We start from the raw sequence: 25,882 nt of genomic DNA, 5'->3' as shown, positions 1-25,882 counted from the left end.
TTCATCTTTCTTCAAATACTCGAAATCCGGCATCGCAACCCCGCACCGCCGCTGGCAGGAACACCAAGCCCCCCGCCCCGGCCAGACAAGGCGGATCAATCCGCCACCGCGACCGCACCGATGGATGCCCAATCAACAGCGGAGAGGACCATGAGCCGCAGAAAGATCATCATCGACACCGACCCGGGACAAGACGATGCCGTCGCCATCCTGTTGGCGCTGGCCAGCCCCGAGGAGCTGGACCTGCTGGCCATCACCTGCGTGGCCGGAAACGTCCCGCTGCACCGCACCCAGACCAATGCCCGCATCGTGCTAGAGGCCGCGGGACGCACCGATGTGCCCGTCTACGCCGGCTGCCCTGCGCCGCTGCACCGGCCGCTGGTAACGGCAGAACACGTGCACGGGAAAACAGGCCTCGACGGCCCGGAACTGTGGGAGCCGCAAATGCCACTGGCGGAGGGTTCCGCGGTCGACGCCATCATCGATGCGCTGCGCAGCCACGATCCCGGCACCGTGACGCTTTGCACCCTGGGGCCGCTGACCAACATCGCCGCCGCCTTCAACACCGCCCCCGACATCATCAGCCGCGTGCAGGAAGTGGTGATGATGGGCGGCGCCTATTTCGAGGTCGGCAACATCACCCCCGCGGCCGAATTCAACATCTACGTCGACCCGGAAGCGGCTGAAATCGTGTTCAAATCCGGCGCACCCATCACCGTGATGCCACTGGACGTGACACATAAGGTGCTGGCCACCCGACCGCGCATCGAGGCGATCCGCGCACTGGACAGCCGGGTTGGTCACTTCACGGCCGAGATGCTGGACTTCTTCGAACGCTTCGACGTGGAAAAATACGGCTCCGAAGGCGGGCCGCTGCATGACCCCTGCGTCATCGCCTGGCTGCTGCGGCCCGAGCTGTTTTCCGGCCGCCACGTCAATGTCGAGGTCGAGACCCGCTCTGATCTCACTCTGGGCATGACCGTCGCCGATTGGTGGCGGGTGACGGACCGGACGCCCAACGCGCTGTTCATCGGCGACGCCGATGCGGACGGCTTCTTCGAGCTGCTGACACAACGGCTGGCGCGGCTATGAGCGCCGCCCTGCATCTCGCCAAGCCCGAGCACCTTGACCAGGTGTTGTCTCTGGTCGCCGCCTTTCACGCCGAAACCGGCCTGGACAGCAGCGATGAGCATCGCCGCGCCGGAATCGCGCCGCTGCTGGAGGGGCACCCCTACGGTGCGGTCTACCTGATCGGCCCCACCCGGGCACCGATCGGCTACATCATCATTACCTTTGGCTGGTCGGTCGAATTTGGCGGCATGGACGGGTTCGTCGATGAGCTCTACATCCGCCCCGCCGTACGCGGTCGCGGCATCGCAACCGAGGTTCTGACCGAACTGCCGAAATCACTGGCATCCGCCGGCCTGCGGGCCCTGCATCTTGAAGTGGACCGCACCAATGAAACCGCCCAGCGGCTCTACCTGCGCACCCGGTTCCAGCCGCGCGCCAACTACATCCTGATGACCAAGGACCTCTGAGGGCGCGCCCCTGGCCACGGCGAAACAGGGGGCACAGCGGTTTTCCGCCTGTTCCCGCCAGCCGTTCACTTTTTGCGGAACAATTCTCTCACAGCAAGAGTTCTACTGTCATCTGCGGCCCGACAGCGGGCTGCATGAACCTATGCAAATGGAGACTTTACATGACCTTCCGCTGGATCGCCGTTCTTGCAAGCACTGCTACCCTGGGCCTGGGCGCCTGCACCAACATGACGCCGGAACAGCGCACCGTGGCCGGTGTCGCCGGTGGTGCCGCCGCTGGCCTGATTGCCGCCGACGCGCTGAAGGCTGACGACGACTGGAAGCTGATCGCAGCACTTGGTGGCGCCGCTGCCGGCACCATGGTTGCGCAGAACAACCAGACCAAGCAGTGCGCCTATTCCCGCGGTGACGGCACCTACTACACCGCACCGTGCTGATCTGATCGCCCTCGCTGACGCCCTACCCCGGCCCGTTCAGGGCGTCAGCGCCACCGCGTCTTCGGCCTCGCGGTACTTACAGCCCCTGTGGCAAGGCCGTTACCGAAACGATATTCATCCGATGTACCGGATCAGCCTCCGAAACCGGAGCGCCGCTGAACGGATAACTCCCGGTGTAACTGCATCCCAAAAGTGCTGAAAGACATGCACAGATTGCGACTGTGCGAAGCGTTCGCATGGTCATGGCCTGTTCCCCTTTCCGGCAACGTCAAACGCGCTGCACACCGAAAATTTACCATAAAACCACCGCACCCTTCTGTGACCACGGCCACAGAAGGACAGGTTTTTTGGGCAACTGCCGCGCGCTCGCGAAAAACCCCGCCAGTTTCCTGGCGGGGCCACGGCGGGAGCGAGCCCGCCGACGTCATTGGGTCCTGCGCTTACTTCAGGATGGAACGACCTGCGTATTCCGCAACTTCGCCCAGCATTTCCTCGATGCGGATCAGCTGGTTGTATTTCGCCAACCGGTCCGAGCGCGCCAGCGAGCCGGTCTTGATCTGGCCGCAGTTGGTTGCGACTGCCAGATCGGCAATGGTGGCGTCCTCGGTCTCGCCCGAGCGGTGCGACATCACGTTGGTGTAACGCGCACGATGCGCCATATCGACCGCCTTAAGGGTCTCGGTCAGGGTGCCGATCTGGTTCACCTTCACCAGCATCGAGTTGGCCACGCCACGCTCGATACCATCTGCCAGACGGGCCGGGTTGGTCACGAACAGGTCGTCGCCCACCAGCTGCACCTTGCCGCCGATCTTGTCGGTCAGCAGCTTCCAGCCATCCCAGTCATCTTCGGACATGCCGTCCTCGATGGAGATGATCGGATAGTCGTTGACCAGCGCCGCCAGGTAGTCGGCGTTTTCTTCCGAGGTCAGGGTCTTGCCCTCTCCCGCCAGAACGTATTTGCCGTCCTTGTAGTATTCGGTCGCCGCGCAATCGAGCGCCAGGTAGATTTCCTCACCCGGCTTGTAGCCCGCCTTCTCGATCGACTTGAGGATAAAGTCCAGCGCCTCGCGGGAAGAGCCGATGTTGGGGGCAAAGCCGCCCTCGTCGCCGATGCCGGTGCTCAGCCCCGCCGCCGACAGCTCTTTCTTCAGGGTGTGGAACACTTCGGAGCCCATGCGCACCGCGTCGCGGATGTTTTCCGCGGCCACCGGCATGATCATGAATTCCTGGATGTCGATCGGGTTGTCGGCATGCTCGCCGCCGTTGATGATGTTCATCATCGGCACCGGCAGCACGCGGGCAGAGGCGCCGCCGATGTAGCGGTAGAGCGGCTGCGAGGTGAAATCCGCCGCCGCTTTCGCCACCGCCATGGAGACGCCCAGAATGGCGTTGGCGCCAAGGCGGCCCTTGTTGTCGGTGCCGTCCAGCTCGATCATCGCCTGGTCCACCGCGACCTGCTCGGTCGCGTCAAAGCCCACCAGCTCCTCGGCGATCTCGCCGTTCACAGCGGCCACCGCTTCCAGCACGCCTTTGCCCATGTAGCGGGACGTGTCACCGTCGCGCTTTTCCACCGCCTCATAGGCGCCGGTCGATGCACCCGAGGGCACCGCGGCGCGGCCCATGGTGCCGTCTTCCAGCACGACGTCGACCTCCACCGTCGGGTTGCCCCGGCTGTCGAGGATTTCGCGGGCGTGAATGTCGATAATGGTGCTCATCTGTCCATCCTTGATTGGGCCAAAAGCGGCGCGTTCCGTTGCCAGCGTCATAGCAGTCGGCGCGGAAAAGTAAACCGCCCTCGTTATCGCTAACGCACCTATTCTCGGGAGTTTAGGGCTAACATTTCACTGTTTGCGCCAACGGTCAGCGCAGGATGGGGATGCGGGCATCAGGCCGTGGCGCGACCGGCCTGCAGCTGCGCCGCCCGCCGCCGGGCCTGGCGCGCCAGCCGCTGTTCGCGCACGAAGGTGTAAAGCCCGGAACCGATGATCAGCGCTGCCCCCGCCAGGGTCAGCGCGTCGGGCCGCTCGCCAAAGACCACCACGCCCACGAGGATCGAGAACAGCAACCGCGTGTAGCGAAACGGTGTCACCGCCGCCGCATCCCCAACCCGCATTGCCACCACGATCCCGTAGTACCCCAGGACGCCGAACAGGCTGCCCCCCAGCAACATGCCCCATTCCACGCCCTCCAGCATCTGGGCATCGCCCGGCGTGAAGGCGAGCAACAAGGCGCCCGCCGGGATCAGCGTGATATAGGCCTGAAAGCTCACGACTGAAGACGGAACCGCGCTGTTCATCGTGCGCGTCAACAAGTCCCGGGCCGCCACGCCCAACACCGCAATCACCACCAGCAGGGCCGCGGGCTCAAAGCCGTCCAGCCCCGGTCGGATGATCAACAGCACCCCGGCGAAACCGGTGCAGATCGCCAACCAGCGCCGCCAGCCCACGTCCTCGCCCAGAAACAGCGCCGCCCCCATCGTGATGACCAGCGGCGTCGCCTGGAACACGGCCGCAACCGTGGAGATCTCGACCCGCGCCAGCGCCGTTGCAAAGGCCATGGCCGAAACCATCTCGGTTGCGGCGCGCATCACCGGCTTCACCTGCCAGGCAGCCGGCGCAAACAGCGCCGCCCGCTGGGACTTGGCCAACAGTGCAAAGACCAGCGCGCAGATCATGCCCAGCAGCATCAGGATCTGGCCCACCGGCAGCGAGCCCGACAGGCGCTTGATGAACATGTCCTCAAGCGTGAAGAACGCCATCGACGCGATGACCAGCAGAATGCCATGCAGATTGTTCATTGAAGCGCGCTCCTGTTGCTTGCCGGCGGGCGTGCCGGACGTCCGGGGACAAAAGCGACAATTCTGCGGCGCGACAACTCTGATTGCGACCTGCGCCCATGACTTGCTGTGGGGCGTCGCATCACCATTCGTGATGCAACGGCGCATTATCCATGGCCGCAAGCTCCCGGCCCGCGGAATCGCCGGGTGGGCAGTGCCGGTGACCTCAGTCCGCCTTGCGCGGCACCCCGTAGAGTTCCAGCTTGTGGCCGCGCAGCTCGTAACCCAGCTTGCGGGCGATCTTTTCCTGCAGTTCCTCGATCTCGGGGTCGCAGAACTCGATCACCTCGCCGGTGTTCATGTCGATCAGGTGGTCATGATGCTCACGGTCGGCGTCTTCGTAGCGCGCGCGGCCGTCGCCGAACTCCAGCCGCTCCAGGATGCCGGCTTCCTCGAACAGCTTGACGGTCCGGTACACCGTGGCGATCGAGATCGCCGCATCCCGTGCGCTGGCGCGCGCGTAAAGTTCCTCTACGTCCGGGTGGTCGTCGCTGTCCTGCAGCACCCGTGCAATCACCCGGCGCTGGCCGGTCATCCGCAGCCCCTTGGCCTCGCATCGGGCGATTATCGTCTCTCGCATCGGTGTCCTCGCGGTCTTCTGGCCTTTCTCTTTAGCGGATGCGCCCAGCGCCGAAAACAGGCTTTTCGCCCTCATCAACAGTTGACATTCGCCTTATCCACAGCCATCTAGCGCAAAGGCATCCCTCCCTGCCGCGTGAGCAGAGACCAAAACCGGCCGCGCCTATCAGCGCTCAACCAATCGTCCGGGGTCTAGTGATATGCCGCCGTTCCCAAAATCACGCGTGGGGATTTCAGAGGCCAGCAGCCTGGTATCCGGCCAGTGCACGCCCGAGGTCCCTGACCCGCAAGATACCACCGCGTTGCGGTGGATCCGGCTCGTGCAATCCGCAGGGCCGTGAAAGGACAATACGTGACTGAATTTTCGACCATGGGGCTGCCCGAGCAGCTCCTCGCCCGGCTCAAGGACATGGGCCTCAACGATCCCACCCCGATCCAGGCCCGCGCCATCCCCCATGCGCTGAACGGCAAGGACGTGCTGGGCCTGGCCCAGACCGGCACCGGCAAAACCGCCGCCTTCGGCGTGCCGCTGGTGGCGCGGATGCTGGAATACGGCCGCAAGCCCGCCGCCCACACCGTGCGCGGCCTGGTGCTGGCCCCCACCCGCGAGCTGGCCAACCAGATCGCCGACACCCTGAAGGGGCTGACCGAAGGCACCCCGATGAAGGTCGGCCTGGTGGTCGGCGGCGTCTCCATCAACCCGCAGATTTCCCGCATCAGTAAGGGCACCGACATCCTGGTCGCCACCCCCGGCCGCCTGATCGACATCCTCGATCGCGGCGCGCTGGACCTCGGCTCCTGCGACTTCCTGGTGCTCGACGAGGCCGACCAGATGCTGGACCTCGGCTTCATCCATACCCTGCGCAAGATCGCGGCGCTGATCCCGTCCGAACGCCAGACCATGCTGTTCTCGGCCACCATGCCCAAGCAGATGAACGAGATCGCCAATTCCTATCTGCAAAGCCCGGTCCGGATCGAGGTCTCGCCCCCGGGCAAGGCCGCGGACAAAATCACCCAGTCGGTGCACTTCATCGCCAAGGCTGAAAAGCTGAACCTCTTGAAGGAGCTTTTGGACACCCACAAGGACGAACGCACGCTGGTCTTCGGGCGCACCAAATGGGGCATGGAAAAGCTGATGAAGACCCTGGACAAGGCTGGCTTTGCAGCTGCCGCGATCCACGGCAACAAATCCCAGGGCCAGCGCGAGCGCGCCCTTGCCGCCTTCAAGTCCGGCGACATCAAGGTGCTGGTCGCCACCGATGTGGCCGCTCGCGGTCTCGACATCCCGGATGTGAAATACGTCTACAACTACGAGCTGCCGAACGTGCCGGACGCCTATGTCCACCGCATTGGCCGCACCGCCCGTGCGGGCAAGGACGGCGCCGCCGTGGCCTTCTGCGCCCCGGATGAGATGGATGAGCTGAAGGCGATCCAGAAGGTGATGAAGCTGACCATCCCCGTGGCCTCCGGCCGCGCCTGGGAGGCGATGCCCGATCCCGCTGCCCCCGCCGGTAAACCGGGCGGCAAGCCCGGCGGCCGTCGCGGCGGTCCGCGTCGCCGGGGCGGTGGCGGCCAGGGCGGCCACGGTGCCCAGGGCGGCCAGAACGCCAGACCGCAGGGCGCCAAGCCCGGCGGTCAGCGCCGCCGCAGCCAGAAGCAGCGCGCCCGCTGATCGCGCCCCATCCGCCAGCGCCGGGTCAAGGGTCCCGCAGGGACCGCGCGGCACGCGCGGCCTGCCCTTGACGCGGTGCTGGCGGATCACACACTTGCAATGGCGCTGACGGGCAGACCTGCCCGTCAGCGCCTCTCAGCATAAAATCCATGGCCAGATGAGCGGCGCGGCGCATCGGCAATCGATCCGCAACCGGCCTCCTGTGCCCCCCCCTTGCGCTGCGCAGCAGCGCCGGGCCCAAGCCTGCCAGGGCGGTTCAGGCGCAGCCTGAAACACCCGCAGGCGCGGGAGCCCCTTTCCCCCGTTGCCATAGCACCCTGAACGTTTCACACCGCCTGGAAATCCGCCCAGACCGGCAGATGGTCCGAGGCCACATGCGCCGGCCGTGCGCCATGCACCCCATGCGCCACCGCCTTCAGCCGATGGCAATGGGCGATGCGGTCCAGCGCGCCCAGCGGCCGCAGCGCCGGAAAGCTGGCCTTGCGCGGCAGGAAGGTCAGGGAGGGCGCGATATGCTCCAGCACCGGCGCGCGGGACCATTCGTTAAAATCCCCCGCCAGCACCACCGCCGCATCATCGGTCTTGGCGGCGCGGGCCAGCGCGCGCATCTGTTCGCGTCGGGCGCGCCCTGTCAGCCCCAGATGCGCACCGATCACCCGCAGCGGCCCCAGCGGCGTATCCAGCCGCACCCAGACCGCGCCGCGCGGCTCCAGCCCCGGCAGCGTGATGTGGCCCTTGTCCATCAGCTCGATCGCGCCGCGGTAGAGGACCGCATTGCCGTGCCAGCCCAAAGAGCCCGCACCGCCCAGGTCCGCGGCCTGCCAGCCGGTTTCCTCGACCAGGAACGGCGGCAGCGCCGCAGGCCGCGGCGGCAGCCGCTTGTCGGCCTCCTGCAGGACCGCGACCTGCGCGCCCAGCCGCTCCAGCACCTGCAGGATACGCTCGGGCCGCCGTCGCATGTCCATGCCGACGCATTTCTGAATGTTATAGGTCGCGATCCGCAACCCGTTCCGGGGTGGATGATCCGGCATCTGCGCCCTCCGCTGTCCTGCCGCCAGATTGACCCGTCCAGCGCCGCCTTACAAGCAGATCGGGCCGCCTTGGCTGGCCCAGCTCCTGCGGCACCGCTGGACACGGACGGCGGTCCGGTGCAAGTCTGGCGTATGGATCCCACCGCTCAGACAACCGGCCCGCAGGCCAGCATCCGAATTACCATCCCGGCCTGAACCGCCGGGCCGGGTCACCCTGTCTGAACACTTTTCTTCCCACCTTCTATGCAAAGCCGGCGCACCGCACCGCACGCGGGGTCCTTCCATGACTTCTTCCCACCCGACGCTCCACATGTTCTGCGGCAAGATCGCCGCGGGCAAATCCACCCTGGCGGCTCAGCTTGCCCGCCAGCCCGGCACGCTTCTGATCGCCGAGGACCGCTGGCTCGCGGCGCTGTTTGCCGATCAGCTCCGCACCGGCGCCGATTACCTGCGCTGCAGCGGTCGGCTGCAATCCATCATGGCCCCGCACGTCGCGGCGCTGCTGGACAGCGGCCTGTCGGTGGTGCTGGATTTTGCCGCCAACACGCGCCAGCAGCGGCACTGGCTGCGCGGCCTCGTCAGCCGCAGCGGCCTGCGCCACCAGATGCACGTACTGCTGCCGCCGGATGCGGTCTGCCTCGAACGGCTGCGCAGCCGCAACGCAAGCGGGGACCACCCCTTTGCCGCAACCGAGGCGCAGTTCCACCAGTTTGCCAAGCACTTCCAACCGCCCGCTGCGGATGAATGCTTTGACCTTGTCTACCACGATCAGCCGGGCTGAGACGGACCGGCGGCTCAGGTGCCGCAGAAGGTCGCCTGCACCACTTCCTCCGGCGCGGGCGGGCGCTGCAGGTCTGCGTGCTCCAGCTGGTCCTCATAGGGGCGCGCCAGCACCGTATTCAGCCGGTGGAAGGGCGCGAAATCCCCGGCCACCGCGCTGGCAATCATCTCCTCGATGCGGTGGTTGCGCGGGATGAAGGCCGGGTTGGTGCGGCGCATCAGCGCCTGCGGGTCCGGCTCTCCCTCCAGCCGCGCCCGCCAGCCTTCGGCCCAGCTGTCAAAGGCCGCCGGATCGGTGAACTGGTCCCGCGCAGTGCCTGTGCCCAGCGCCCGGAACGTGTTGGTGAAATCGCTCTGGTTCTGGGCCATCCGCTCCAGCAGGCCGGTGACCAGCTCTAGGTCGCCCGCGCGCGCCGAGGTGATCCCCAGCTTGGCCCGGAACCGCGCCAGCCAGGCCTCCTCCAGCATCTTCGGCATCGCATGCACGATCGCGGTGGCTTCCTCGACACCCGCCTGCGGATCCTCCAGCTGCTGGATCAGCGCGGTGGCCAGCTGGGCGAGGTTCCACACCGCGATATTGGGCTGGTTGGCATAGGCATAGCGTCCGCCCCGGTCGATCAAGGAAAACACCGTATTCGGATGATACACATCCATGAAGGCGCAAGGCCCGTAGTCGATCGTCTCGCCCGAGATGGAGGAATTGTCCGTATTCATCACCCCGTGGATGAACCCCACCGACATCCAGGCCGAGATCAGCGCCACCTGGGCGTCGCGCACCGCCCGCAGCAGCCCCATCGGCCTCTCGGCGTCCGGATAATGGCGGGCAATCGCATACTCCGTCAGCTGCCGCAGGCTGTCGGTGTCGCCGCGCGCGGCAAAGACCTGGAACGTGCCCACCCGCAGATGGCTGGCCGCCACCCGCGTCAGCACCGCACCGGGCAGGCCGCCCTCGCGCCACACGGTCTCGCCCGTGGCCACCGCCGCCAGCGCGCGGGTGGTGGGGATGCCCAAGCTGTGCATCGCCTCGCTTACCACATATTCACGCAGCACCGGCCCCAGCCAGGCACGCCCGTCGCCGCCCCGCGAATAGGGCGTGCGCCCCGAGCCTTTCAGCTGGATGTCGCGGCGGATGCCGTCGCTCCCCACCACCTCGCCCAGCAGGATCGCGCGCCCGTCGCCCAGCTGCGGATTGTAGGTGCCAAACTGGTGCCCCGCATAAAGCTGCGCCAGGGGCTCGGCCCCCTCGGGCACAATGTTGCCGCCAAAGACCTGCGCCATCTCGGCCGCGTCCCCGGCGCTGATGCCCAGCACCGCGGCCAGGTCTTCGTTAAAAGCCAGCAGGTCCGGCGCCTTCACCGGCACCGGCGGCAGTTTGCTGTGGAAGGCCCCAGGCAGGGCGGCGTATGTATTGTCGAACGGGATCATCAGTGTCATGGCCCAAACATATGCCCGGAACCGGGATTTACCAGCACCAAACGGGAGATACCCCAGATGACCGCGGACCAGATCATTGAGCACCTCGGCCTTCAGCAACACCCCGAGGGCGGCTGGTACAAGGAAACCTGGCGCGCCGAAAATGACGGCCGCCCCACCGGCACCTGCATCTATTTCCTGCTGAAGGGCGATGAGCGCAGCCACTGGCACCGTGTCGATGCGGCGGAAATCTGGCTCTACCACGCCGGTGCGCCGCTGGTGCTGTCGATGGCGGCAAGCGATGCAGGCCCGGCACAGGACCATCTGCTGACGCCCGATCTGGCCAAGGGCGCACCGCAGCTGGTGGTGCCTGAGGGCCACTGGCAGGCCGCCCGCAGCACTGGCGACTACACTCTGGTCAGCTGCACGGTTTCACCCGGCTTCCAGTTCGAGGGCTTCGAGCTGGCAGCGCCCGGTTTCGACATCCCGCGCTGACCTGTCGGCGGGCGCAGCCCCGTTACGCGGACCATGGCGAACTCTTCAGAAGCTCTCGCCCCAGCTGCCGCCTGTCACGCCTCGCCGGGCACGCTGACCACGCCGCCGCCGACGCAGGCGCTGACGCCCGTGGTGCCGGGGGCCGAGGTCGGCAGCCCCCGCGCCACCCGCACCGCCAGATGGGCAAAGGCCTGCGCCTCCAGCATGTCACCGTCCAGCCCCACGTCCTCCACCGGCTTCACCGGACAGTCCAGCGACACCTGCAGCATCTCCATCAGCACCGGGTTATGCCGCCCGCCGCCAGTGGCCAGCACCATTTCGGGCGGCTCCGGGCAATGCTCCATCCCCTGCGCCACCCCGGCGGCGCACATCGCCGTCAACGTGGCCGCGGCATCGGCATCAGACAGTTCCTTGACCAAGGAGACCATCTCGGCAAAATCGTTTCGGTCCAGCGACTTGGGCGGCATTCGCGCGAAATAGGGCTCGGCCAGGAACAGCTCCAGCGCGCCGGTCTCCACGGTGCCGGACCGCGCCACCTTGCCGTCCACGTCCCACGGGATGCCCAGCCGCTCCTGCACCAGATCATTGACCGGCGCATTGGCCGGGCCGGTGTCAAAGGCAATCAGCGCACCCGCGTCCTCGGGACGTTCAAACCGCGGATCGACATAGGTGAGGTTGCCCACCCCGCCGAGGTTCAGAAAGCACAACGGCCGGGTCGCACCGATGTATTTCGCGCAGGCGAAATGAAAGAACGGCGCCAGCGGCGCGCCCTCGCCGCCCATCGCCACGTCATCGCTGCGGAAGTCCCAGACCACGGGCTTGCCCAGGCGTTCTGCCAGCGCCGCGCCGTCGCCCACCTGCAGCGTGCCCTGGCGGCGCGGCGCATGGGCCAGGGTCTGACCGTGAAAACCGATGATCTCGGCCTCGCTGAACCCGGCCAGCACCTCCGCATGGACGCGGTCGCAGACCTCCGCCGCGGCCTCGACCTCCGGCCCGGTCCATTTGCCGAGACCCGCACGCAACACGTCGCGCTCTGCCGCGGTGTATTCGCGGTAGCGGCTCTTGCCAAAGCTCTGGATGCGCTCGCCGTCGGTCACCACCTCCGCCGCATCCACCCCGTCCAGCGAGGTGCCGCTCATCGCGCCCAAGGCCCGCACCATGCCAGTCTTTGGGCCCGTCTTTGCGCCTGTCCTTGCGCCCGTCCTTGCGATGGCTCTGCCCATCCGCCTGCCCCTTCACAGCCTCCGGGCCTGTCCTGCCCGTTCGCGCGGATATTACCGCGCATAAATTGCCGGGAAAACAGGTTCCAACCCGCGCGGATGCGATTTATAGGGGCTAGGTGCAAACCAAGAGACCGAGGCATGTCATGACCTACACTCCCAAATCGGATTTCATCGCTGTAATGATGGAACGCGGCTATCTGGCCGACTGCACCGATTATCAGGGCCTGGACGAGGCGCTGCTGAAGGGGGTTCAGCCTGCCTATATCGGTTATGACGCCACCGCGCAGTCGCTGCACGTGGGCCACCTGTTGAACATCATGATGCTGCGCTGGCTGCAAAAGACCGGCCACAAGCCGATCACCCTGATGGGCGGCGGCACCACCAAGGTGGGCGACCCCTCGTTCCGCTCGGACGAGCGCCCGCTGCTGGGCCCCGAACAGATCGACGCCAATATCGCCGGCATGAAAAAGGTCTTCGCGAACTACCTGACCTACGGCGACGGCGAAAACGACGCCATCATGCTCAACAACGCCGAGTGGCTCGACAATCTGAACTACCTCGAATTCCTGCGCGACATCGGCCGCCATTTCTCGGTGAACCGGATGCTGTCGTTCGAGAGCGTGAAATCCCGCCTCGACCGCGAGCAGTCGCTGTCGTTCCTGGAATTCAACTACATGATCCTGCAGGCCTATGACTTCATGGAGCTGAACCGCCGCTACGGCTGCATCCTGCAGATGGGCGGCTCGGATCAATGGGGCAACATCGTCAACGGCATCGACCTCACCCGCCGGGTGATCGACCACGAGGTCTACGGCCTCACCTCGCCGCTGCTGACCACCTCGGACGGCCGCAAGATGGGCAAGTCCCAGGGCGGCGCGATCTGGCTCAATGGCGAGATGCTCTCGCCGTATGAGTTCTGGCAGTTCTGGCGGAACACCACCGACGCCGACGTCGGCCGCTTCCTCAAGCTCTATACCGAGCTGCCGGTTGACGAATGCGAGCGCCTCGGCGCGCTGCAAGGCTCCGAGATCAACGAGGGCAAGGTGATCCTCGCCAATGAGGTGACCAAACTCTTGCACGGCGCCGAGGCCGCGGCGGCAGCCGAAGCCACCGCCCGCGAGGTGTTCGAAAAGGGCGGCATCGGTGACGACCTGCCCACGCTGACCCTGTCGCCTGCGGATCTGGGCGACGGCATCTCGATCGTGCAGCTGATCGTGAAGTCGGGGCTGGCGAAATCCGGCAAGGACGCCAAGCGCCTGATCGCCGAGAACGGCGCCAAGCTGGATGACCAGCCGCTGACCGACGCAGGCCTGATGATCGACGCAGGCGCGCTCACCTCGCCGATCAAGCTCAGCGCAGGCAAGAAGCGCCACGCGCTGGTGCAGCTGGCCGACTGAGCCACCGCCCTCACCACCCGTCAAAGGGAGCCTTCGGGCTCCCTTTTTTCATGCTATTCCAGCCCCTCCCGCCCATTCCAGCCCCATCGCAGATGGAACGTCATGGTTGGGCCGGGCAGCACGCTCCCGCGTGCTGCGGCAGCTCTGCCCTTTCAATGTCTCCGCCCACGGCAACGGACTCAGCGCCCACCCCGCCCAGGCCGGGTCAAGGGCGGCAAAGCCGCCGTGCGCAGCACGGTTCACCCTTGACGCGGCCAGGGCGAACATAAACTGGTACTGGCGCTGATGGGCAGACCTGCCCTTCAGCGCCTCTCAGCGGATCTTCCTGCTGCGCCAGCAGCCCGCCGCGCAGCGGCGCCCGGCCCAAGGCCGTAAAAGATGCTCTGGCGCAGCCAGAACATCTGCGGGCGCGGGAGCCTCTCCCCGCGCAAAGCAGCCACGCAGCGCCACCTAAAACAGCAGCCAATCCGCCAGCGTCAACAGCAGGAAAACCGGCACCGACAATGCCGCCGCCAGCAGCACTGCCGCCGCCTTGGTCACCCGCGGCGCCGACGCTGACTGCCCCAGAACTTCACTTCGCTTTTTCATCGCTTTATTAACCATCATTTAGGTTTCCAGCGCGTTAATACGATGCATGTTCGATCGACCCCCGGAACCCGCCGCAACCACCACCGCACGTCCAGCCGCGCTGCAGCAATCCTCGGAATTTGCCCGCGCCCTCGGCGCCTGCGGCCGAACCCTGCTTTGGCTGGCCGACAGCCCCCAATCCCCCGACGTGCTGGTGCTGCGCCGCCGCTTTGCGGGAGGGCTCCACGCCGCCATGATCAACCGTGCACCAGTTGACGATCTGCCGGAACTTATCGCCCAGCTGCGCGCAGCGGGCCTTGGCCGCACGCCACTGATCCTGACCCCCGAAACTGCGCCCCCGGACCTGGCCCGTCACGGCGCCGTGCCGCTGATGAGCCCCGCCCATGTCGCCCTGCTGGACCTCACCCCGGATCCGCAGCAGCGCCGCGCCGCGCTGCATCAGAAATGGCGCAACCGGCTGAACCACGCCGCCGCCCAAGGCCTGCGCCTGACCCGTCAGAACATGCCGGACGACCCCGGCCACTGGCTGCTCGCCGCCGACAGCGCCCAGCAGGCGGCGCGCCGCTACCGCAGCTGGCCGGTGCCGCTGACGCAGGCCTATGCGCGGCAGAACAAAGGCCGCGCCAAACTGTTCCAGGCCTTCGAGGGCCGCGAGCCGGTCGCCGCCATGCTGATCCTGAGCCACGGCAGCGGCGCAAACAGCGCCGCCACCTATCACATCGCCCATTCCACCGCCCGCGGCCGCCATCTCAGCGCCCATAACCTCCTGATGTGGGAGGCAATGTCCTGGCTCGCCGCCAAGGGCGTCCGCCAGCTCGACCTCGGGCTGATCAACACTGAGGACGCCGCAGGCCTTGCCCGGTTCAAGCTCGGCACCGGCGCGCGCCTGCACCGCCTCGGCGGCACCTGGGCGCTCTGGCCGCCGCTGAGCCGCCTGCTGCGCCCGCTCGCCGCGCTGGACCGACGGCTGATGCAGGCCTAGCGGCAAACCGCCGCGACGTGCCGTCCCGCCCCGCCGCGCCGCTGGACAGGGCTGCCTGCCCCGGATTATATGAACACACGTTCAGATAACCGGGAGGAGACCCGCCCATGAAACTCGCAGACACCGCCGCCGTCATCACCGGCGCCGCCTCCGGCCTCGGCGAGGCCACCGCCCGCCATTTCGCCGAACAAGGCGCGCAGGTCACCATTCTGGACCGTGACGCCGAGCGCGGCCCGCAGGTGGCCAAAGACATCGGCGGCCACTTCGCCGAAACCGATGTCACGGACGAAGCCTCGGTGCAGGCCGCCATCGCCCATGCCGCGGACAAGATGGGCAAGGTCACCGCCTGCGTGAACTGTGCCGGCATCGCCATCGGCGCCAAGACCGTGGGCAAGGATGGCCCGCATCCGCTGGACGCCTACAAGCGCACCATCGACATCAACCTCGTCGGCACTTTCAACGTCGCCCGCCTCGCCGCCGCCGAAATCGCCAAGAACGCTCCCGACGCGGACGGTGCCCGCGGCGTCATCATCAACACCGCCTCCATCGCCGCCTTCGACGGCCAAAAGGGCCAGGCCGCCTATGCCGCCTCCAAGGGCGGGGTTGCAGGCATGTGCCTGCCGATGGCGCGTGATCTGGCCTCGCTCGGCATCCGGGTGATGACCATCGCGCCGGGCATCTTCATGACGCCGATGCTGGCCGGGCTGCCCGAAGAGGTGCAGCAGCAGCTCGCCGCCGACGTCCCCAACCCCGCCCGGCTGGGCGATCCGCGCGAATTTGGCCGCCTCGCCGCATTCATCGTCGAAATGGGCTATCTGAACGGCGAGGTCATCCGCATCGACGGCGCCCTGCGCATGCGCTGACGCAACCGCCGCTGGTTGCGGGTCAAGGGCGGCAAAGCCGCCGTGCGCAGCACGGGTTCACCCTCGACGCGCAATCAGCGGCAAACACACTCGACATGGCGCCTTGCGGGACACACTTGCCCCGCAAGCGCTTCTCAGCAGATATCTTCAGCGTTGCGCAGCAACGCCCGGCCCAAGGCCGCACAAAGGTTTTCCGGCGCAGCCGGAACACCTGCGGGCGCGGGAGCGCTGCGCCTGCGCGGACACCCCGCTCACCCTTGAAAGCCAAACTGTTGCGGCAACAGCGCCCGCCGGTGTTGCACGCGCCTGTGCGCCGCCGCCCGCGGATCCGTGCCAATGGTCCGCCAAAGACAAGAAGACAAACGCAAACCCCGGCGCCCGCGACGTTTACCCACCAGATATGATTATTGATAAATCACAAAGCCTTACGACAGTGTCTTTGACCCATTGTTTCGCGCGCGAAACAATGGGTCAGCCTTGCTGCCTTACCCGACCGGGCGACATCAGCCCCCGGCCTTCTCCTCCAAGAGCAGCCATTCTTCCTCGGCCGCGGCCAGCTTTTCCTGCCGTTCGACCAAGGCCTCGGTGGCCTTCTTGAACTTGACCGGCTCGCGGGTGAACAGCTCCGGGTCCGCCATCAGCTCCTGCAGCTTGCCGATCTCCGCCTCCAACCGCTCGATCTCGCCGGGCAGCGCGTCCAGCCGGTGTTTTTCCTTGAAGCTCAGGCCGTCCTTGGGCTGGCTCTCCTGCTTGGGCTTGGGCTTGGCGGGTTTTGCCTTCTCGGGCTTTGCCTCGCCCTCCAGCGGGCCGCGCTGCGCGAGGTAATCGCTCCAGCCGCCCGCATAGGCGGTGACCCGGCCATTGCCCTCCATCGCGATGGTGGTGGTGGCCACCCGGTCCAGGAAATCGCGATCATGGCTGACCAGAAGCACGGTGCCGTCGTAGCCGTCCAGCAGTTCCTGCAACAGGTCCAGCGTCTCCACGTCCAGATCGTTGGTGGGTTCGTCCAGGACCAGCAGGTTCGACGACCGCGCCATCAGCCGCGCCAGCAGCAGCCGTGCCTTCTCGCCGCCCGACAAGGACCGCACCGGCGCCCGCGCCTGCCGTTCATCGAACAGGAATTCCTTCAAATAGCCGACCACATGCTTGGGCTGGCCGCGCACCATCACCTGGTCGGCCTTGCCGGAAATCCCCAGCAGCGGGTCCGAGGTCAGGTTCTCCCACAGGCTCGCATCACCATCCAGCTGGTCACGGGTCTGGTCAAACAGCGCAATCTCCAGGTTGGTGCCCAGCTGCACCGCGCCCGCATCCGGCTCTTCCATGCCCAACAGCATCTTCAGCAGCGTCGTCTTGCCCGCCCCGTTGGGGCCGACAAAGGCCACCCGGTCGCCGCGCTGCACCTTCAGCGAGAAATCCCTGACGATCTCCTTGTCACCGAAAGCCTTGCTAAGCCCCTCGGCCTCGATCACCTTGCGGCCCGATTTCGGCCCCGCTTCCAGCGCCATCTCGGCGGTGCCCTGCCGCTTGATCTGGCTGGCGCGTTCCGCTTTCAGATCCTGCAAGGCCCGCACCCGCCCCATGTTGCGCTTGCGCCGGGCCGAGATGCCCTCCACCGCCCAGCGGCTTTCCGATTTGATCAGCCGGTTCAGCTTGTGGCGCTGCTGGTCTTCCTCTTCCCAGATCTTGTCGCGCCAGGCCTCGAAATGCTCGAACCCCTTTTCCTGGCGGCGCACCTGGCCGCGGTCCACCCACAGGGTGGCGCGGGTCAAGGCGCGCAGAAACGCCCGGTCGTGGGAGATCAGCACAAAGGCGGCGCGGGTGGATTTCAGCTCCTCCTCCAGCCAGGTGATCGCCTCGATGTCCAGGTGGTTGGTCGGCTCGTCCAGCAGCATCAGGTCCGGCGCCTCGGCCATAAGCTTGGCCAGCGCGGCACGCCGCCGCTCGCCGCCCGAGGCGGTCTCCACCGGCCGCGCCGGATCGAACTTCAGCCCCTCGCCCGCACGCTCCACCTTGTAAAGTTCGCCCGGTTCCAGCCCGCTGGCGGCGAAATCGCCCAGGGTGGCAAACCCTTCCATCTTGGGGTCCTGCTCCATGTAGCCGACGGAGCGGCCGGGCGGCACCACGATCGAGCCACTGTCAGCTTCGACAATGCCCGCCATCACCTTCATCAAGGTGGATTTACCCGATCCGTTGCGGCCCACCAGCGCCACCCGGTCGCCCGGCTGCACCACCAGATCAAGATCGGCGAAAACCGGATCGCCCCCGAAGGTGAGGGAAATGCCGGACATCTGCAAAAGAGGAATACGTGCCATGACAGGCTGCTACCCCGGCGGCAGAAACGCGTCAACGCCCGCCTTTCATCTTTCCAGAAATACTCAGCCCTGGCCGGCGACCGCCCGCAGCAGCCGCTTGCGCGCGGCGGGAATCGCGTTGATTTCCAGCCCGGTGAACACATGCAGCGTGTTGAGGTCCCGATCCACCACCGCGTGGTCGCTGACCCAGCCTCCCATCAACAGATAGGTCCGCAGCAATGGCGGCATCTGCAGCATCGCCCGCTTCACGTCCGGCCGTCGCTGCGGCCCCGTGGCAAAGCGAAACACCTCGGGCGCCTTGCAGCCGGCCTGCCAGCGCCCCGGCGCCAGGTGGCGCTGCCGCAACAGCGCAAAGGCATCCAGATAGGGCAGCGGCGTCGTGCCCGCAAAGGACGAGCAGCCGAACAGCAGGCGCACCGCCATGCGGTCGACAAAGGCGGTCATGGCGCCCCAGGCAACCCGCAGAATATCAGGGTCGGACGATTCGGGATGGATGCAGAACCGCCCCATCTCGACCATGCGTCCGGCAAAGCCCTGCAGCGCCGCGAGATCATAGAACTGCGCCGCATAACTCCGTGCGAGGTCGCTGCCATCTTCCAGCACCAGCAATCGAAAGCAGCAGACCAGCGCGCCGGTGTCGGTGTTTTCGACCAGAACATGGGTGCAGAGCGCATCATGCGCGTCGCGATCCGGTTGAGCCGTTTGAAAACACAGGCTGCGCAGGGCCTGCGCCGCGGCGACATCCGCCGCCCCCGCCGCCTGCCGCGCCCGGTAACGCCCCTTGCTCAACGCGATCTGTGGTTCTGCCATCGCGGCCTCCCCGTGCTCCGGCTCAGCCCTTAGCATAGGCGCTGTGACAGCGCGGTGAAGACCTGCGCGCGGGGGCGGTGCAGGCGCGCACCTTGCGCCAGCCGCGTCAGTTGTCGCCGATGAACTGGTCGGGGCTGAAGTTGCCCAGATTGCCCAGCAACTGCCGCAGGAAGGTGGAATCCTGCACGCTCGAGCTGGTCACGCGGCGCTCCAGAGGCACCACCTTGCCGTCTTCGAGGTTGTACCGCTGAATTCCCTGCACCACGCCGGCGGTGTCAAAGCTGATCGCCACCAGATCGCGGGACACCGGCTTGGGCGCGGCGGCGCCATAATGGCGGAACCGGGTCGCGACATAGTAGTAGCCGCTGTCATTCAGCACGCCGGTCGAGGACGGCACGCCAATGGTCTCGGCCACGGAATCCCGCGTGTCGATCCCCGGCACCACCTCGGCCAGCTGATCCGGAGACGGCACGTAGCCATGCTTGCGGTAGGTCGCCGCGCAGGCGCTCAGCGCCACCCCCACGGCCACAAAAACCGCCGTGCGCAGAACAGGTTTAAGATCAAATCCCTTGGCAAACATCATGGCCCCCCGAGCCGCCGCCGCAACCGGCGGCTTGAATACATCTGGCAACCCGATTACCTAATGACCGCTTCCGGTTCAAGAAACGAAAGTTCCCGACCATGACTGACAGCACCGCCCTGCGGGTGGCCGATCTGCCACAGAACGCCCCCACCCCATTCGAGATCACACCGGACAAACCGGCGCTGGATGCCCTGGCGAGGGAACTGGGCGTGACCGGACTGCGCAAGCTGCGCTTCACCGGCCAGATCCGCGCCATCGGCAAGGCTGACTGGCAGCTGACCGGCACCCTGGGGGCCACCGTGGTGCAGGACTGCGTCGTGACGCTGGAACCGGTCACCACCCGGATCGACGAGCCGGTGCAGATCACCTACCTTGCGCATTTCGAGACTCCCGACGAGGAGGAAGTCGAGATGCCGGAAGATGACACCACCGAGCCGCTCGGCAGCCATATCGACCCCGCCGCGGTGATGACCGAAGCGCTGGCGCTGCATATCCCAGCCTATCCGCGCAAGGAAGGCGCCAGCCTGGGCGAAGCGATCTATGCCGAAAAAGGCGTCACGCCGATGCGTGACGAGGACACCCGCCCCTTTGCCGGGCTGGCCGCCTTGCGCGGGCAGCTGGAGCAAAAGGACGACACGCCGGAAGATTGACGCGCATTTTTCGCCGACAGCTGAATTTCCGGCTGGAACCCTTGCGGGCGCTGCCCTAAAAAACCCCTTGCGCCGACGGAGATTCGCAGTATTTTCGCGCGCTCATCGGAATTTTTGGTTGGACAATGCTAAGGCAGACGCCTAAACGCACGTCAGACTGATCGAACAGAACGCAATCGCGCCGCGGGGCTGCCCCCAAGGCCCAAACAGACAAAGGTTGAGACATGGCCGTCCAACAGAACAAAGTATCCAAATCGCGCCGCAACAACCGCCGCGCGCACGATGCCTTGGTTGCTGCAAACCCGAACGAATGCGGCAACTGCGGCGAGCTGAAACGCCCGCACCACGTGTGCCCCTCCTGCGGCCACTACGACAACAAAGAGATTGTCGCAGCAGCTGACGAGATCGAGATCGACGAGGACGCGGCGTAAGCCACGGACAGGATTTGATGCCAGGCAGGCTTTCGCATGACGGGTAAACCCGATCACATTCAGGCAAAAGCCGGCCGCATCACCATTTCTGTTGACGCCATGGGCGGAGACGCCGGCCCCGCGGTTGTGGTGGCCGGCATTGCTATGTCTGCCGAGAAGAACCCCGATATCGGGTTCATTCTTCACGGTCCCGCCGACCAGCTGAAACCGCTGGTCGACAAGCGGCGTGCCCTGGATGGCCGGGTCGAGATCCGCGACGTGCGCGATGTGGTCACCATGGAGGACAAGCCCTCCCAGGTGATGCGCAACGGCAAGGGCACCTCGATGTGGTCCGCGCTCGACGCGGTCAAGAATGGTGAAGCCGCCGGTGCCGTATCCTGTGGCAACACCGGCGCGTTGATGGCTCTGTCGATGCTGCGCCTGCGCAAACTGCCAGGCGTCAACCGCCCTGCCATTGCAATTCTCTGGCCGTCGCTGAACCCGCAAGGGTTCAACGTGATGCTGGACGTGGGCGCCGACGTAAAGGCGGATGCCGAGGATCTGCTGCAATACGCGCTGATGGGCACCTCCTACGTGCGCAACTCGATGGACATCGCCTGCCCGCGTGTGGGCCTGCTGAATGTCGGCACCGAGGAGCACAAGGGCCGCGCCGAACTGAAGGAAGCCTACGGGCTGATCGCCGAGAACGCGGCGCGGTCGCAGTTCGAATTCGTGGGCTTTGTCGAAGGCAGCGACATTCCCGGCGACATCGCCGATGTGATCGTTACCGACGGGTTCACCGGCAATGTGGCGATCAAGACCGGCGAAGGCACCGCCACGCTGATGCGCACCGCCCTGCGCGAGGCGTTCCAGTATTCCTTCCTGTCCCGGATTGCCGCGCTGTTGGCGATGACCTCGCTGAAACGCCTGTCGAAACGGCTGGACCCGCGGCGCGTCAACGGCGGCGTGTTCCTGGGCCTGAACGGCACCGTGGTGAAATCCCACGGCGGCGCCGATGCCACCGGAGTTTCGGCTGCCGTGAAACTGGCCTTCCGGCTGGCGCAGCAGGGTTTTGCCGAAAAACTGGCGGCACGGGTTGCATCTGCCGGTGCGCCTCCCCAAGATGACCCGGCTGACCGCGCGCTGCGGGCAGCCACCGATCAAGACTAACAACAAGGCAGGCACCGGATGACGCGACGTGCGGTAGTTGTAGGCACTGGCCACTATCTCCCCGAACGGGTTGTTGAAAACGCGGAATTCGAAGCAATGCCGGAACTGGATACCACGGACGAATGGATCCGTACCCGGTCCGGCATCGAACGCCGCCATTTCGCCGCCGAGGGTGAGACGACCTCCGACATGGCCGCCAGGGCCGCGGAGGCCGCGCTGGCGGACGCCGGCCTGACGGCCGACGACGTCGATGCCATCGTGGTCGCCACCTCCACCGCCGACCTCACCTTCCCCTCGGCCGCCACCATGGTGCAGGCCAAACTGGGCATGACCCGCGGCTTTGCCTTTGACGTGCAGGCGGTCTGCGCGGGCTTTGTCTATGCGCTGTCCAACGCCAATGCGCTGCTGGCCTCGGGCCAGGCGGAGCGGGTGCTGGTGATCGGTGCCGAAACCTTCAGCCGCATCATGGACTGGAGCGACCGCTCGACCTGCGTGCTGTTCGGCGATGGCGCCGGGGCGCTGCTGCTGGAAGCCCAGGAGCAGAGCGGCACCAGCGACGACCGCGGCATCCTGTCGACCGACCTCAACTCTGACGGGCGCTACAAGGACCTGCTTTATGTGGATGGCGGCGTGTCGACGCAATCCACCGGCTATCTGCGGATGCAAGGCAACCAGGTGTTCCGCCACGCCGTCGAAAAGCTCGCCTCCACCGCCACGACCGCGCTGGAGCGCGCGGGCCTGGCAGCCGAGGACGTGGACTGGATCGTGCCGCATCAGGCCAACATCCGCATCATCCAGGGCACGGCCAAGAAAATGGGACTGAGCATGGACAACGTGGTGGTAACCGTGCAGGATCACGGCAACACCTCCGCCGCCTCGATCCCGCTGGCCCTCTCCGTCGGCAAGGCACGCGGCCAGATCAAGCAGGGCGACCTGATCGTGACCGAGGCCATTGGCGGCGGGCTCGCCTGGGGAGCCGTCGTGCTGCGCTGGTAGCAGATCCGCCAGAAAGACCACCCGCAATTCATTGATATTGACAGGGAAATTCTCTGCGCCCTATGCTTTGGGAAACAACGGGGAATGGTATGGGCGAAAAAACACTGACACGAATGGATTTGAGCGAAGCGGTTTTCCGCGAAGTCGGCCTGTCGCGCAATGAAAGCGCGCAGCTGGTGGAAAGCATGCTGCAACATATGTCGGACGCCCTGGTGCGCGGCGAACAGGTGAAGATCTCCTCGTTCGGGACATTCAGCGTAAGGGACAAGTCGGCCCGCGTCGGGCGCAACCCGAAGACTGGCGAAGAGGTGCCGATCCAGCCGCGCCGCGTGCTGACCTTCCGGCCGTCCCACCTGATGAAAGACCGCGTGGCAGAGGGCAACCGTAAGTAACGGGACCAAACAGCCATGTCGAAATCACCGGATGCCTTCCGCACCATCAGCGAAGTTGCGGAATGGCTGGGCGTGCAGGCGCATGTACTGCGCTTCTGGGAGAGCAAGTTCACCCAGGTCAAACCTGTCAAGCGGGCCGGTGGGCGCCGCTACTACCGGCCTGCGGACATGCTGCTGCTCGGCGGCATCCGCAAGCTGCTGCATGATGACGGGCTGAGCATCAAGGACGTGCAGACCTTGCTACGCGACCGCGGCGTGTCCCATGTTGCCGCCCTGTCGCAGCCGCTGGATGGCGAAGACAGCCCGCAGGACGACGGTCCGCGGACGCCCGCTGATCCGCAGCCTGCCGCCGACACCCTGGGCAGCGACTGGCAGGAAAGCATGCAGCTGGCGCAGGAGGCGCAGCCCGCCGCCGCTGCCACCAGTGACAATGTGCTCGGCTTCCCGGCCGCCGCAGCCAAGACCGCCCCACCTCTGAACTCCGATCCCGCCACGCCCGCGCCCGCGCCCGAGGAGGCAGCGCCTGCGCCGCAGATGCAGATGGACTTCCCCGCCTCGACACAAGAGGCCCCTGCCCCCGAAGCGCTGCCGCATCACGCCGAATCCGAGACTGAGTTCGAGACCGCGGCGGAGCCGCAAGGGGAGACCGCCACAATGTCGGACAGCGAATCGCTGCAGCCTTTGGCTGAGGTCTCCCGCCCCGCTTTCGAAGATCTCGCTTCGCCCGCGGCAAACCCGGCCCCCGAATCCGTTGGCCCGGACACACTGGTGCTGTCTGAACCACCGCAGATCGAAACCGAGATGGCCGACCCGCAACCGGAGGACGCCTTGCTGGCGGCGGCGGACCTTGTACCCGACATGCCGCTGGACTTCGGCGACGAGGCGACTGCCCTGCCGCCGGAGAGCACGGCTGCCGAGGCACAAGCGCCTGCACAGGAGCCTGAGCCAGAGGACACGGATTCGGCCCCCTTCCCGCCGCAGGATCTCGATGAGGCCAGCCGCCAGGTCCAGCCGCTGGACTTCGCCGCCGGCTTCGAGGAGGAGCCGGAACCCGCGGACTTGCCAGCCGCTGCGCCCGCTGCCCCGGTGTCCACCGCCACAGCTGGCGTCGCTGCCAGCGCCAGACCGGTGGATCTGCCGCAACTGGATGCTGAACAGCCTTCGACGGTGGAAAGACCGCAACCCGCACCCGCCGCCGCACCGCAATCTGTGGTGCCCGGCGTGCTGACGCATCTGGCGCAACTGGAACAGCTGCCGCCGCACCTCACCGCGGAGATCGCCGATTGCGCCCAGGCGCTGCGGGCCTGGATCGACGGCCGCTAAATGCAGCCTCCGGCAAAGTTTTCCGCCTGTTTTGGAAAAAACTTCATCGCCCCCTCTTGCCCCTGCCGCGAAAAAGGTTAGAAGGCTCCTCAACGGGCTATGGCGCAGCCTGGTAGCGCGTCCGTCTGGGGGACGGAAGGTCGCAGGTTCGAGTCCTGCTAGCCCGACCATTGAAAAACACCCGGTTGCTTCTGGCGACCGGGTGTTTTCATATCCCGCGGAGGTTTTGCCAATTGCGCGAAACCCTCCGATGGGACAGCATTACCGGAACACCGGTGCGGAGGGAGCAGAAGATGACAGGCGTATTGCCCGGCCAAACCATTGAAAAGATGCTGGAACGTGGTGAGATCATCCTTGATGCTCCCTGCGCGGAAGGCCAGGTCCAACCCGCCAGCCTGGACCTGCGGCTGGGCCGGGTCGCCTACCGCGTGCGCGCCTCTTTCCTCGCAGGACAGGGCAGCAGCGTCTCTGACCGGCTGAGCGAGTTTGAAATGCACCGCATTGACCTCAGCGAGGGTGCGGTGCTCGAGAAGGGTTGCGTCTACGTGGTGCCGCTGATGGAGAGCCTGGCCCTGCCCGACACCGTCTCGGCAGTGGCCAACGCCAAAAGCTCGACCGGGCGCCTCGACCTTCTGACCCGCACCATCACCGATGGCGGCGAGGAATTCGACCGGATCAAGCCGGGTTACAGCGGCCCGCTCTACGCCGAAATCTGCCCGCGGTCGTTCTCAGTGCTGGTGCGGCCGGGCATGCGGCTGAACCAGATCCGGTTCCGCACCGGGCAGGCGGTGCTGTCGGACGCCGAACTGAAGATGCTGCACGCCGGTACGCCGCTGGTGGACGGCCCCGCGGTGATCGAGGACGGACTTGGCTTTTCGGTCGATCTGAAGCTGCCCGGCACGGATTTGGTCGGCTACCGCGCCAAGCCACATACCGGGGTCATCGATCTGGACCGGATCGGCGAATACGACCCGCAGGAGTACTGGGAAGAGGTGCGCACCAAGGATGGCCGCATCATCCTCGATCCCGGTGCCTTTTACATCCTGGTCAGCCGCGAGTCGGTGCATATCCCGCCCGCCTATGCCGCCGAGATGGCCCCCTACCTGGCGATGGTTGGCGAATTCCGGGTGCATTACGCGGGCTTCTTCGACCCTGGCTTCGGCCATGATGCCGCCGGTGGCACCGGATCGCGCGGCGTGCTGGAAGTGCGCTGCCACGAAGCGCCCTTTGTGCTTGAACACGGGCAGGTCGTTGGGCGGCTGGTCTACGAGAAGATGGCCGAGGTGCCGCAGCAGCTCTATGGCGCGGGCATTGCCTCCAACTACCAGGGCCAAGGGCTGAAGCTCTCCAAACACTTCAAATCGCCGGAGTAGCCCCATCACGGCGGCTGCGGCCGCCTGAC

Annotated in this window: 26 protein-coding genes and 1 tRNA gene; 17 read left to right on the top strand and 10 right to left on the bottom strand. The window is 66.1% G+C overall.

From position 1 onward, the window contains the following. Positions 1–150 precede the first annotated feature (150 nt). The 3 genes from ACZ52D_RS14025 (at position 151) to ACZ52D_RS14015 (ending at position 1,975) form a co-directional block, all read left to right on the top strand. Positions 151–1,092, top strand: coding sequence for a nucleoside hydrolase (locus ACZ52D_RS14025; protein ID WP_464441681.1), 942 nt, complete (start codon positions 151–153; stop codon positions 1,090–1,092). Then, complete coding sequence (locus ACZ52D_RS14020; protein WP_417472317.1) at positions 1,089–1,538, top strand: GNAT family N-acetyltransferase; 450 nt, start codon at positions 1,089–1,091, stop codon at positions 1,536–1,538. The genes ACZ52D_RS14025 and ACZ52D_RS14020 overlap by 4 nt, the downstream gene beginning before the upstream one ends. Before the next feature lie 161 nt (positions 1,539–1,699). Further along, positions 1,700–1,975 carry a hypothetical protein gene (locus ACZ52D_RS14015; protein ID WP_222453423.1) on the top strand — a complete coding sequence of 92 codons (276 nt, stop codon included), beginning with the start codon at positions 1,700–1,702 and terminating at the stop codon, positions 1,973–1,975. Positions 1,976–2,415: 440 nt separating this feature from the next. Here the strand turns inward: ACZ52D_RS14015 and eno are convergent, their stop codons facing one another. The 3 genes from eno to ACZ52D_RS14000 all read right to left on the bottom strand — a co-directional run bounded on the left by eno (position 2,416) and on the right by ACZ52D_RS14000 (position 5,391). After that, entirely contained in the window at positions 2,416–3,690 is a 1,275-nt protein-coding gene (gene eno, locus ACZ52D_RS14010; RefSeq protein WP_464441680.1) for a phosphopyruvate hydratase, read from the bottom strand. Between the two features lie 170 nt (positions 3,691–3,860). Continuing rightward, the gene (locus ACZ52D_RS14005; RefSeq protein ID WP_417472319.1) at positions 3,861–4,772 is read right to left on the bottom strand and encodes a DMT family transporter; all 912 of its coding nucleotides are present in this window, start codon (positions 4,770–4,772) and stop codon (positions 3,861–3,863) included. A 205-nt stretch (positions 4,773–4,977) separates the two neighbouring features. After that, positions 4,978–5,391, bottom strand: coding sequence for a Fur family transcriptional regulator (locus ACZ52D_RS14000; RefSeq protein ID WP_369924791.1), 414 nt, complete (start codon positions 5,389–5,391; stop codon positions 4,978–4,980). 351 nt (positions 5,392–5,742) lie between these two features. Between ACZ52D_RS14000 and ACZ52D_RS13995 the strand changes: the two genes are divergently transcribed. Beyond that, on the top strand, positions 5,743–7,062 hold the full coding sequence (locus tag ACZ52D_RS13995) for a DEAD/DEAH box helicase (protein ID WP_464441679.1): 1,320 nt from the start codon (positions 5,743–5,745) through the stop codon (positions 7,060–7,062). A 326-nt stretch (positions 7,063–7,388) separates the two neighbouring features. Here ACZ52D_RS13995 and ACZ52D_RS13990 read toward each other — a convergent pair whose 3' ends face one another. Next, the gene (locus ACZ52D_RS13990; RefSeq protein WP_464441678.1) at positions 7,389–8,093 is read right to left on the bottom strand and encodes an endonuclease/exonuclease/phosphatase family protein; all 705 of its coding nucleotides are present in this window, start codon (positions 8,091–8,093) and stop codon (positions 7,389–7,391) included. Between the two features lie 283 nt (positions 8,094–8,376). Here ACZ52D_RS13990 and ACZ52D_RS13985 point away from each other — a divergent pair, with 283 nt between their 5' ends. Beyond that, positions 8,377–8,874 (top strand): P-loop nucleotide/nucleoside kinase family protein, encoded by a 498-nt coding sequence (locus tag ACZ52D_RS13985; protein WP_464441677.1) that lies wholly within the window; start codon positions 8,377–8,379, stop codon positions 8,872–8,874. A 14-nt stretch (positions 8,875–8,888) separates the two neighbouring features. Here the strand turns inward: ACZ52D_RS13985 and ACZ52D_RS13980 are convergent, their stop codons facing one another. Then, positions 8,889–10,307, bottom strand: a complete 1,419-nt coding sequence (locus ACZ52D_RS13980) for a protein adenylyltransferase SelO (protein ID WP_464441676.1) — start codon at positions 10,305–10,307, stop codon at positions 8,889–8,891. 57 nt (positions 10,308–10,364) lie between these two features. Between ACZ52D_RS13980 and ACZ52D_RS13975 the strand changes: the two genes are divergently transcribed. Continuing rightward, complete coding sequence (locus tag ACZ52D_RS13975; RefSeq protein ID WP_464441675.1) at positions 10,365–10,781, top strand: cupin domain-containing protein; 417 nt, start codon at positions 10,365–10,367, stop codon at positions 10,779–10,781. 74 nt (positions 10,782–10,855) lie between these two features. Here ACZ52D_RS13975 and ACZ52D_RS13970 read toward each other — a convergent pair whose 3' ends face one another. Continuing rightward, positions 10,856–11,941: an anhydro-N-acetylmuramic acid kinase gene (locus ACZ52D_RS13970; RefSeq protein ID WP_464441674.1), complete on the bottom strand. Its 1,086-nt coding sequence runs from the start codon at positions 11,939–11,941 to the stop codon at positions 10,856–10,858. 206 nt (positions 11,942–12,147) lie between these two features. On the opposite strand from ACZ52D_RS13970, the gene tyrS reads away from it, so the two are divergent. Then, positions 12,148–13,401 (top strand): tyrosine--tRNA ligase, encoded by a 1,254-nt coding sequence (tyrS, locus tag ACZ52D_RS13965; RefSeq protein WP_417472332.1) that lies wholly within the window; start codon positions 12,148–12,150, stop codon positions 13,399–13,401. Positions 13,402–13,851: 450 nt separating this feature from the next. Here tyrS and ACZ52D_RS13960 read toward each other — a convergent pair whose 3' ends face one another. Beyond that, complete coding sequence (locus ACZ52D_RS13960; RefSeq protein ID WP_222453434.1) at positions 13,852–13,989, bottom strand: hypothetical protein; 138 nt, start codon at positions 13,987–13,989, stop codon at positions 13,852–13,854. A 46-nt stretch (positions 13,990–14,035) separates the two neighbouring features. Here ACZ52D_RS13960 and ACZ52D_RS13955 point away from each other — a divergent pair, with 46 nt between their 5' ends. Continuing rightward, a complete protein-coding gene (locus ACZ52D_RS13955; protein ID WP_464441673.1) occupies positions 14,036–14,971 on the top strand; it encodes a GNAT family N-acetyltransferase in 936 nt (311 codons plus the stop codon). A gap of 107 nt (positions 14,972–15,078) precedes the next feature. Further along, complete coding sequence (locus tag ACZ52D_RS13950; protein WP_464441672.1) at positions 15,079–15,834, top strand: SDR family NAD(P)-dependent oxidoreductase; 756 nt, start codon at positions 15,079–15,081, stop codon at positions 15,832–15,834. A 503-nt stretch (positions 15,835–16,337) separates the two neighbouring features. Here the strand turns inward: ACZ52D_RS13950 and ACZ52D_RS13945 are convergent. The 3 genes from ACZ52D_RS13945 to ACZ52D_RS13935 form a co-directional block, all read right to left on the bottom strand. Beyond that, positions 16,338–18,146 (bottom strand): ABC-F family ATP-binding cassette domain-containing protein, encoded by a 1,809-nt coding sequence (locus ACZ52D_RS13945; protein ID WP_464441671.1) that lies wholly within the window; start codon positions 18,144–18,146, stop codon positions 16,338–16,340. A 63-nt stretch (positions 18,147–18,209) separates the two neighbouring features. Beyond that, the gene (locus tag ACZ52D_RS13940; protein ID WP_464441670.1) at positions 18,210–18,956 is read right to left on the bottom strand and encodes a GNAT family N-acetyltransferase; all 747 of its coding nucleotides are present in this window, start codon (positions 18,954–18,956) and stop codon (positions 18,210–18,212) included. A 106-nt stretch (positions 18,957–19,062) separates the two neighbouring features. Then, the gene (locus tag ACZ52D_RS13935) at positions 19,063–19,536 is read right to left on the bottom strand and encodes an outer membrane protein assembly factor BamE (protein ID WP_369924837.1); all 474 of its coding nucleotides are present in this window, start codon (positions 19,534–19,536) and stop codon (positions 19,063–19,065) included. A 101-nt stretch (positions 19,537–19,637) separates the two neighbouring features. On the opposite strand from ACZ52D_RS13935, the gene ACZ52D_RS13930 reads away from it, so the two are divergent. The 8 genes from ACZ52D_RS13930 to ACZ52D_RS13895 all read left to right on the top strand — a co-directional run bounded on the left by ACZ52D_RS13930 (position 19,638) and on the right by ACZ52D_RS13895 (position 25,853). Further along, complete coding sequence (locus ACZ52D_RS13930) at positions 19,638–20,189, top strand: YceD family protein (RefSeq protein WP_464441669.1); 552 nt, start codon at positions 19,638–19,640, stop codon at positions 20,187–20,189. A 224-nt stretch (positions 20,190–20,413) separates the two neighbouring features. Then, positions 20,414–20,620 carry a 50S ribosomal protein L32 gene (gene rpmF, locus ACZ52D_RS13925; RefSeq protein ID WP_222453441.1) on the top strand — a complete coding sequence of 69 codons (207 nt, stop codon included), beginning with the start codon at positions 20,414–20,416 and terminating at the stop codon, positions 20,618–20,620. A 36-nt stretch (positions 20,621–20,656) separates the two neighbouring features. Then, positions 20,657–21,769: a phosphate acyltransferase PlsX gene (gene plsX, locus ACZ52D_RS13920; RefSeq protein ID WP_369924779.1), complete on the top strand. Its 1,113-nt coding sequence runs from the start codon at positions 20,657–20,659 to the stop codon at positions 21,767–21,769. Positions 21,770–21,787: 18 nt separating this feature from the next. After that, on the top strand, positions 21,788–22,765 hold the full coding sequence (locus ACZ52D_RS13915) for a beta-ketoacyl-ACP synthase III (RefSeq protein ID WP_222453443.1): 978 nt from the start codon (positions 21,788–21,790) through the stop codon (positions 22,763–22,765). Between the two features lie 89 nt (positions 22,766–22,854). Then, positions 22,855–23,157 carry an integration host factor subunit alpha gene (ihfA, locus tag ACZ52D_RS13910; RefSeq protein ID WP_222453444.1) on the top strand — a complete coding sequence of 101 codons (303 nt, stop codon included), beginning with the start codon at positions 22,855–22,857 and terminating at the stop codon, positions 23,155–23,157. Between the two features lie 15 nt (positions 23,158–23,172). Continuing rightward, the gene (locus tag ACZ52D_RS13905) at positions 23,173–24,480 is read left to right on the top strand and encodes a MerR family transcriptional regulator (protein ID WP_464441668.1); all 1,308 of its coding nucleotides are present in this window, start codon (positions 23,173–23,175) and stop codon (positions 24,478–24,480) included. 93 nt (positions 24,481–24,573) lie between these two features. Next, positions 24,574–24,650 (top strand) — tRNA-Pro (locus ACZ52D_RS13900). A 123-nt stretch (positions 24,651–24,773) separates the two neighbouring features. After that, on the top strand, positions 24,774–25,853 hold the full coding sequence (locus tag ACZ52D_RS13895; protein WP_222453446.1) for a 2'-deoxycytidine 5'-triphosphate deaminase: 1,080 nt from the start codon (positions 24,774–24,776) through the stop codon (positions 25,851–25,853). Positions 25,854–25,882 lie beyond the last annotated feature (29 nt).

It is taken from the genome of Leisingera sp. S2M4, from assembly GCF_055398055.1.
This window is presented reverse-complemented; position numbering and strand designations above follow the sequence as displayed.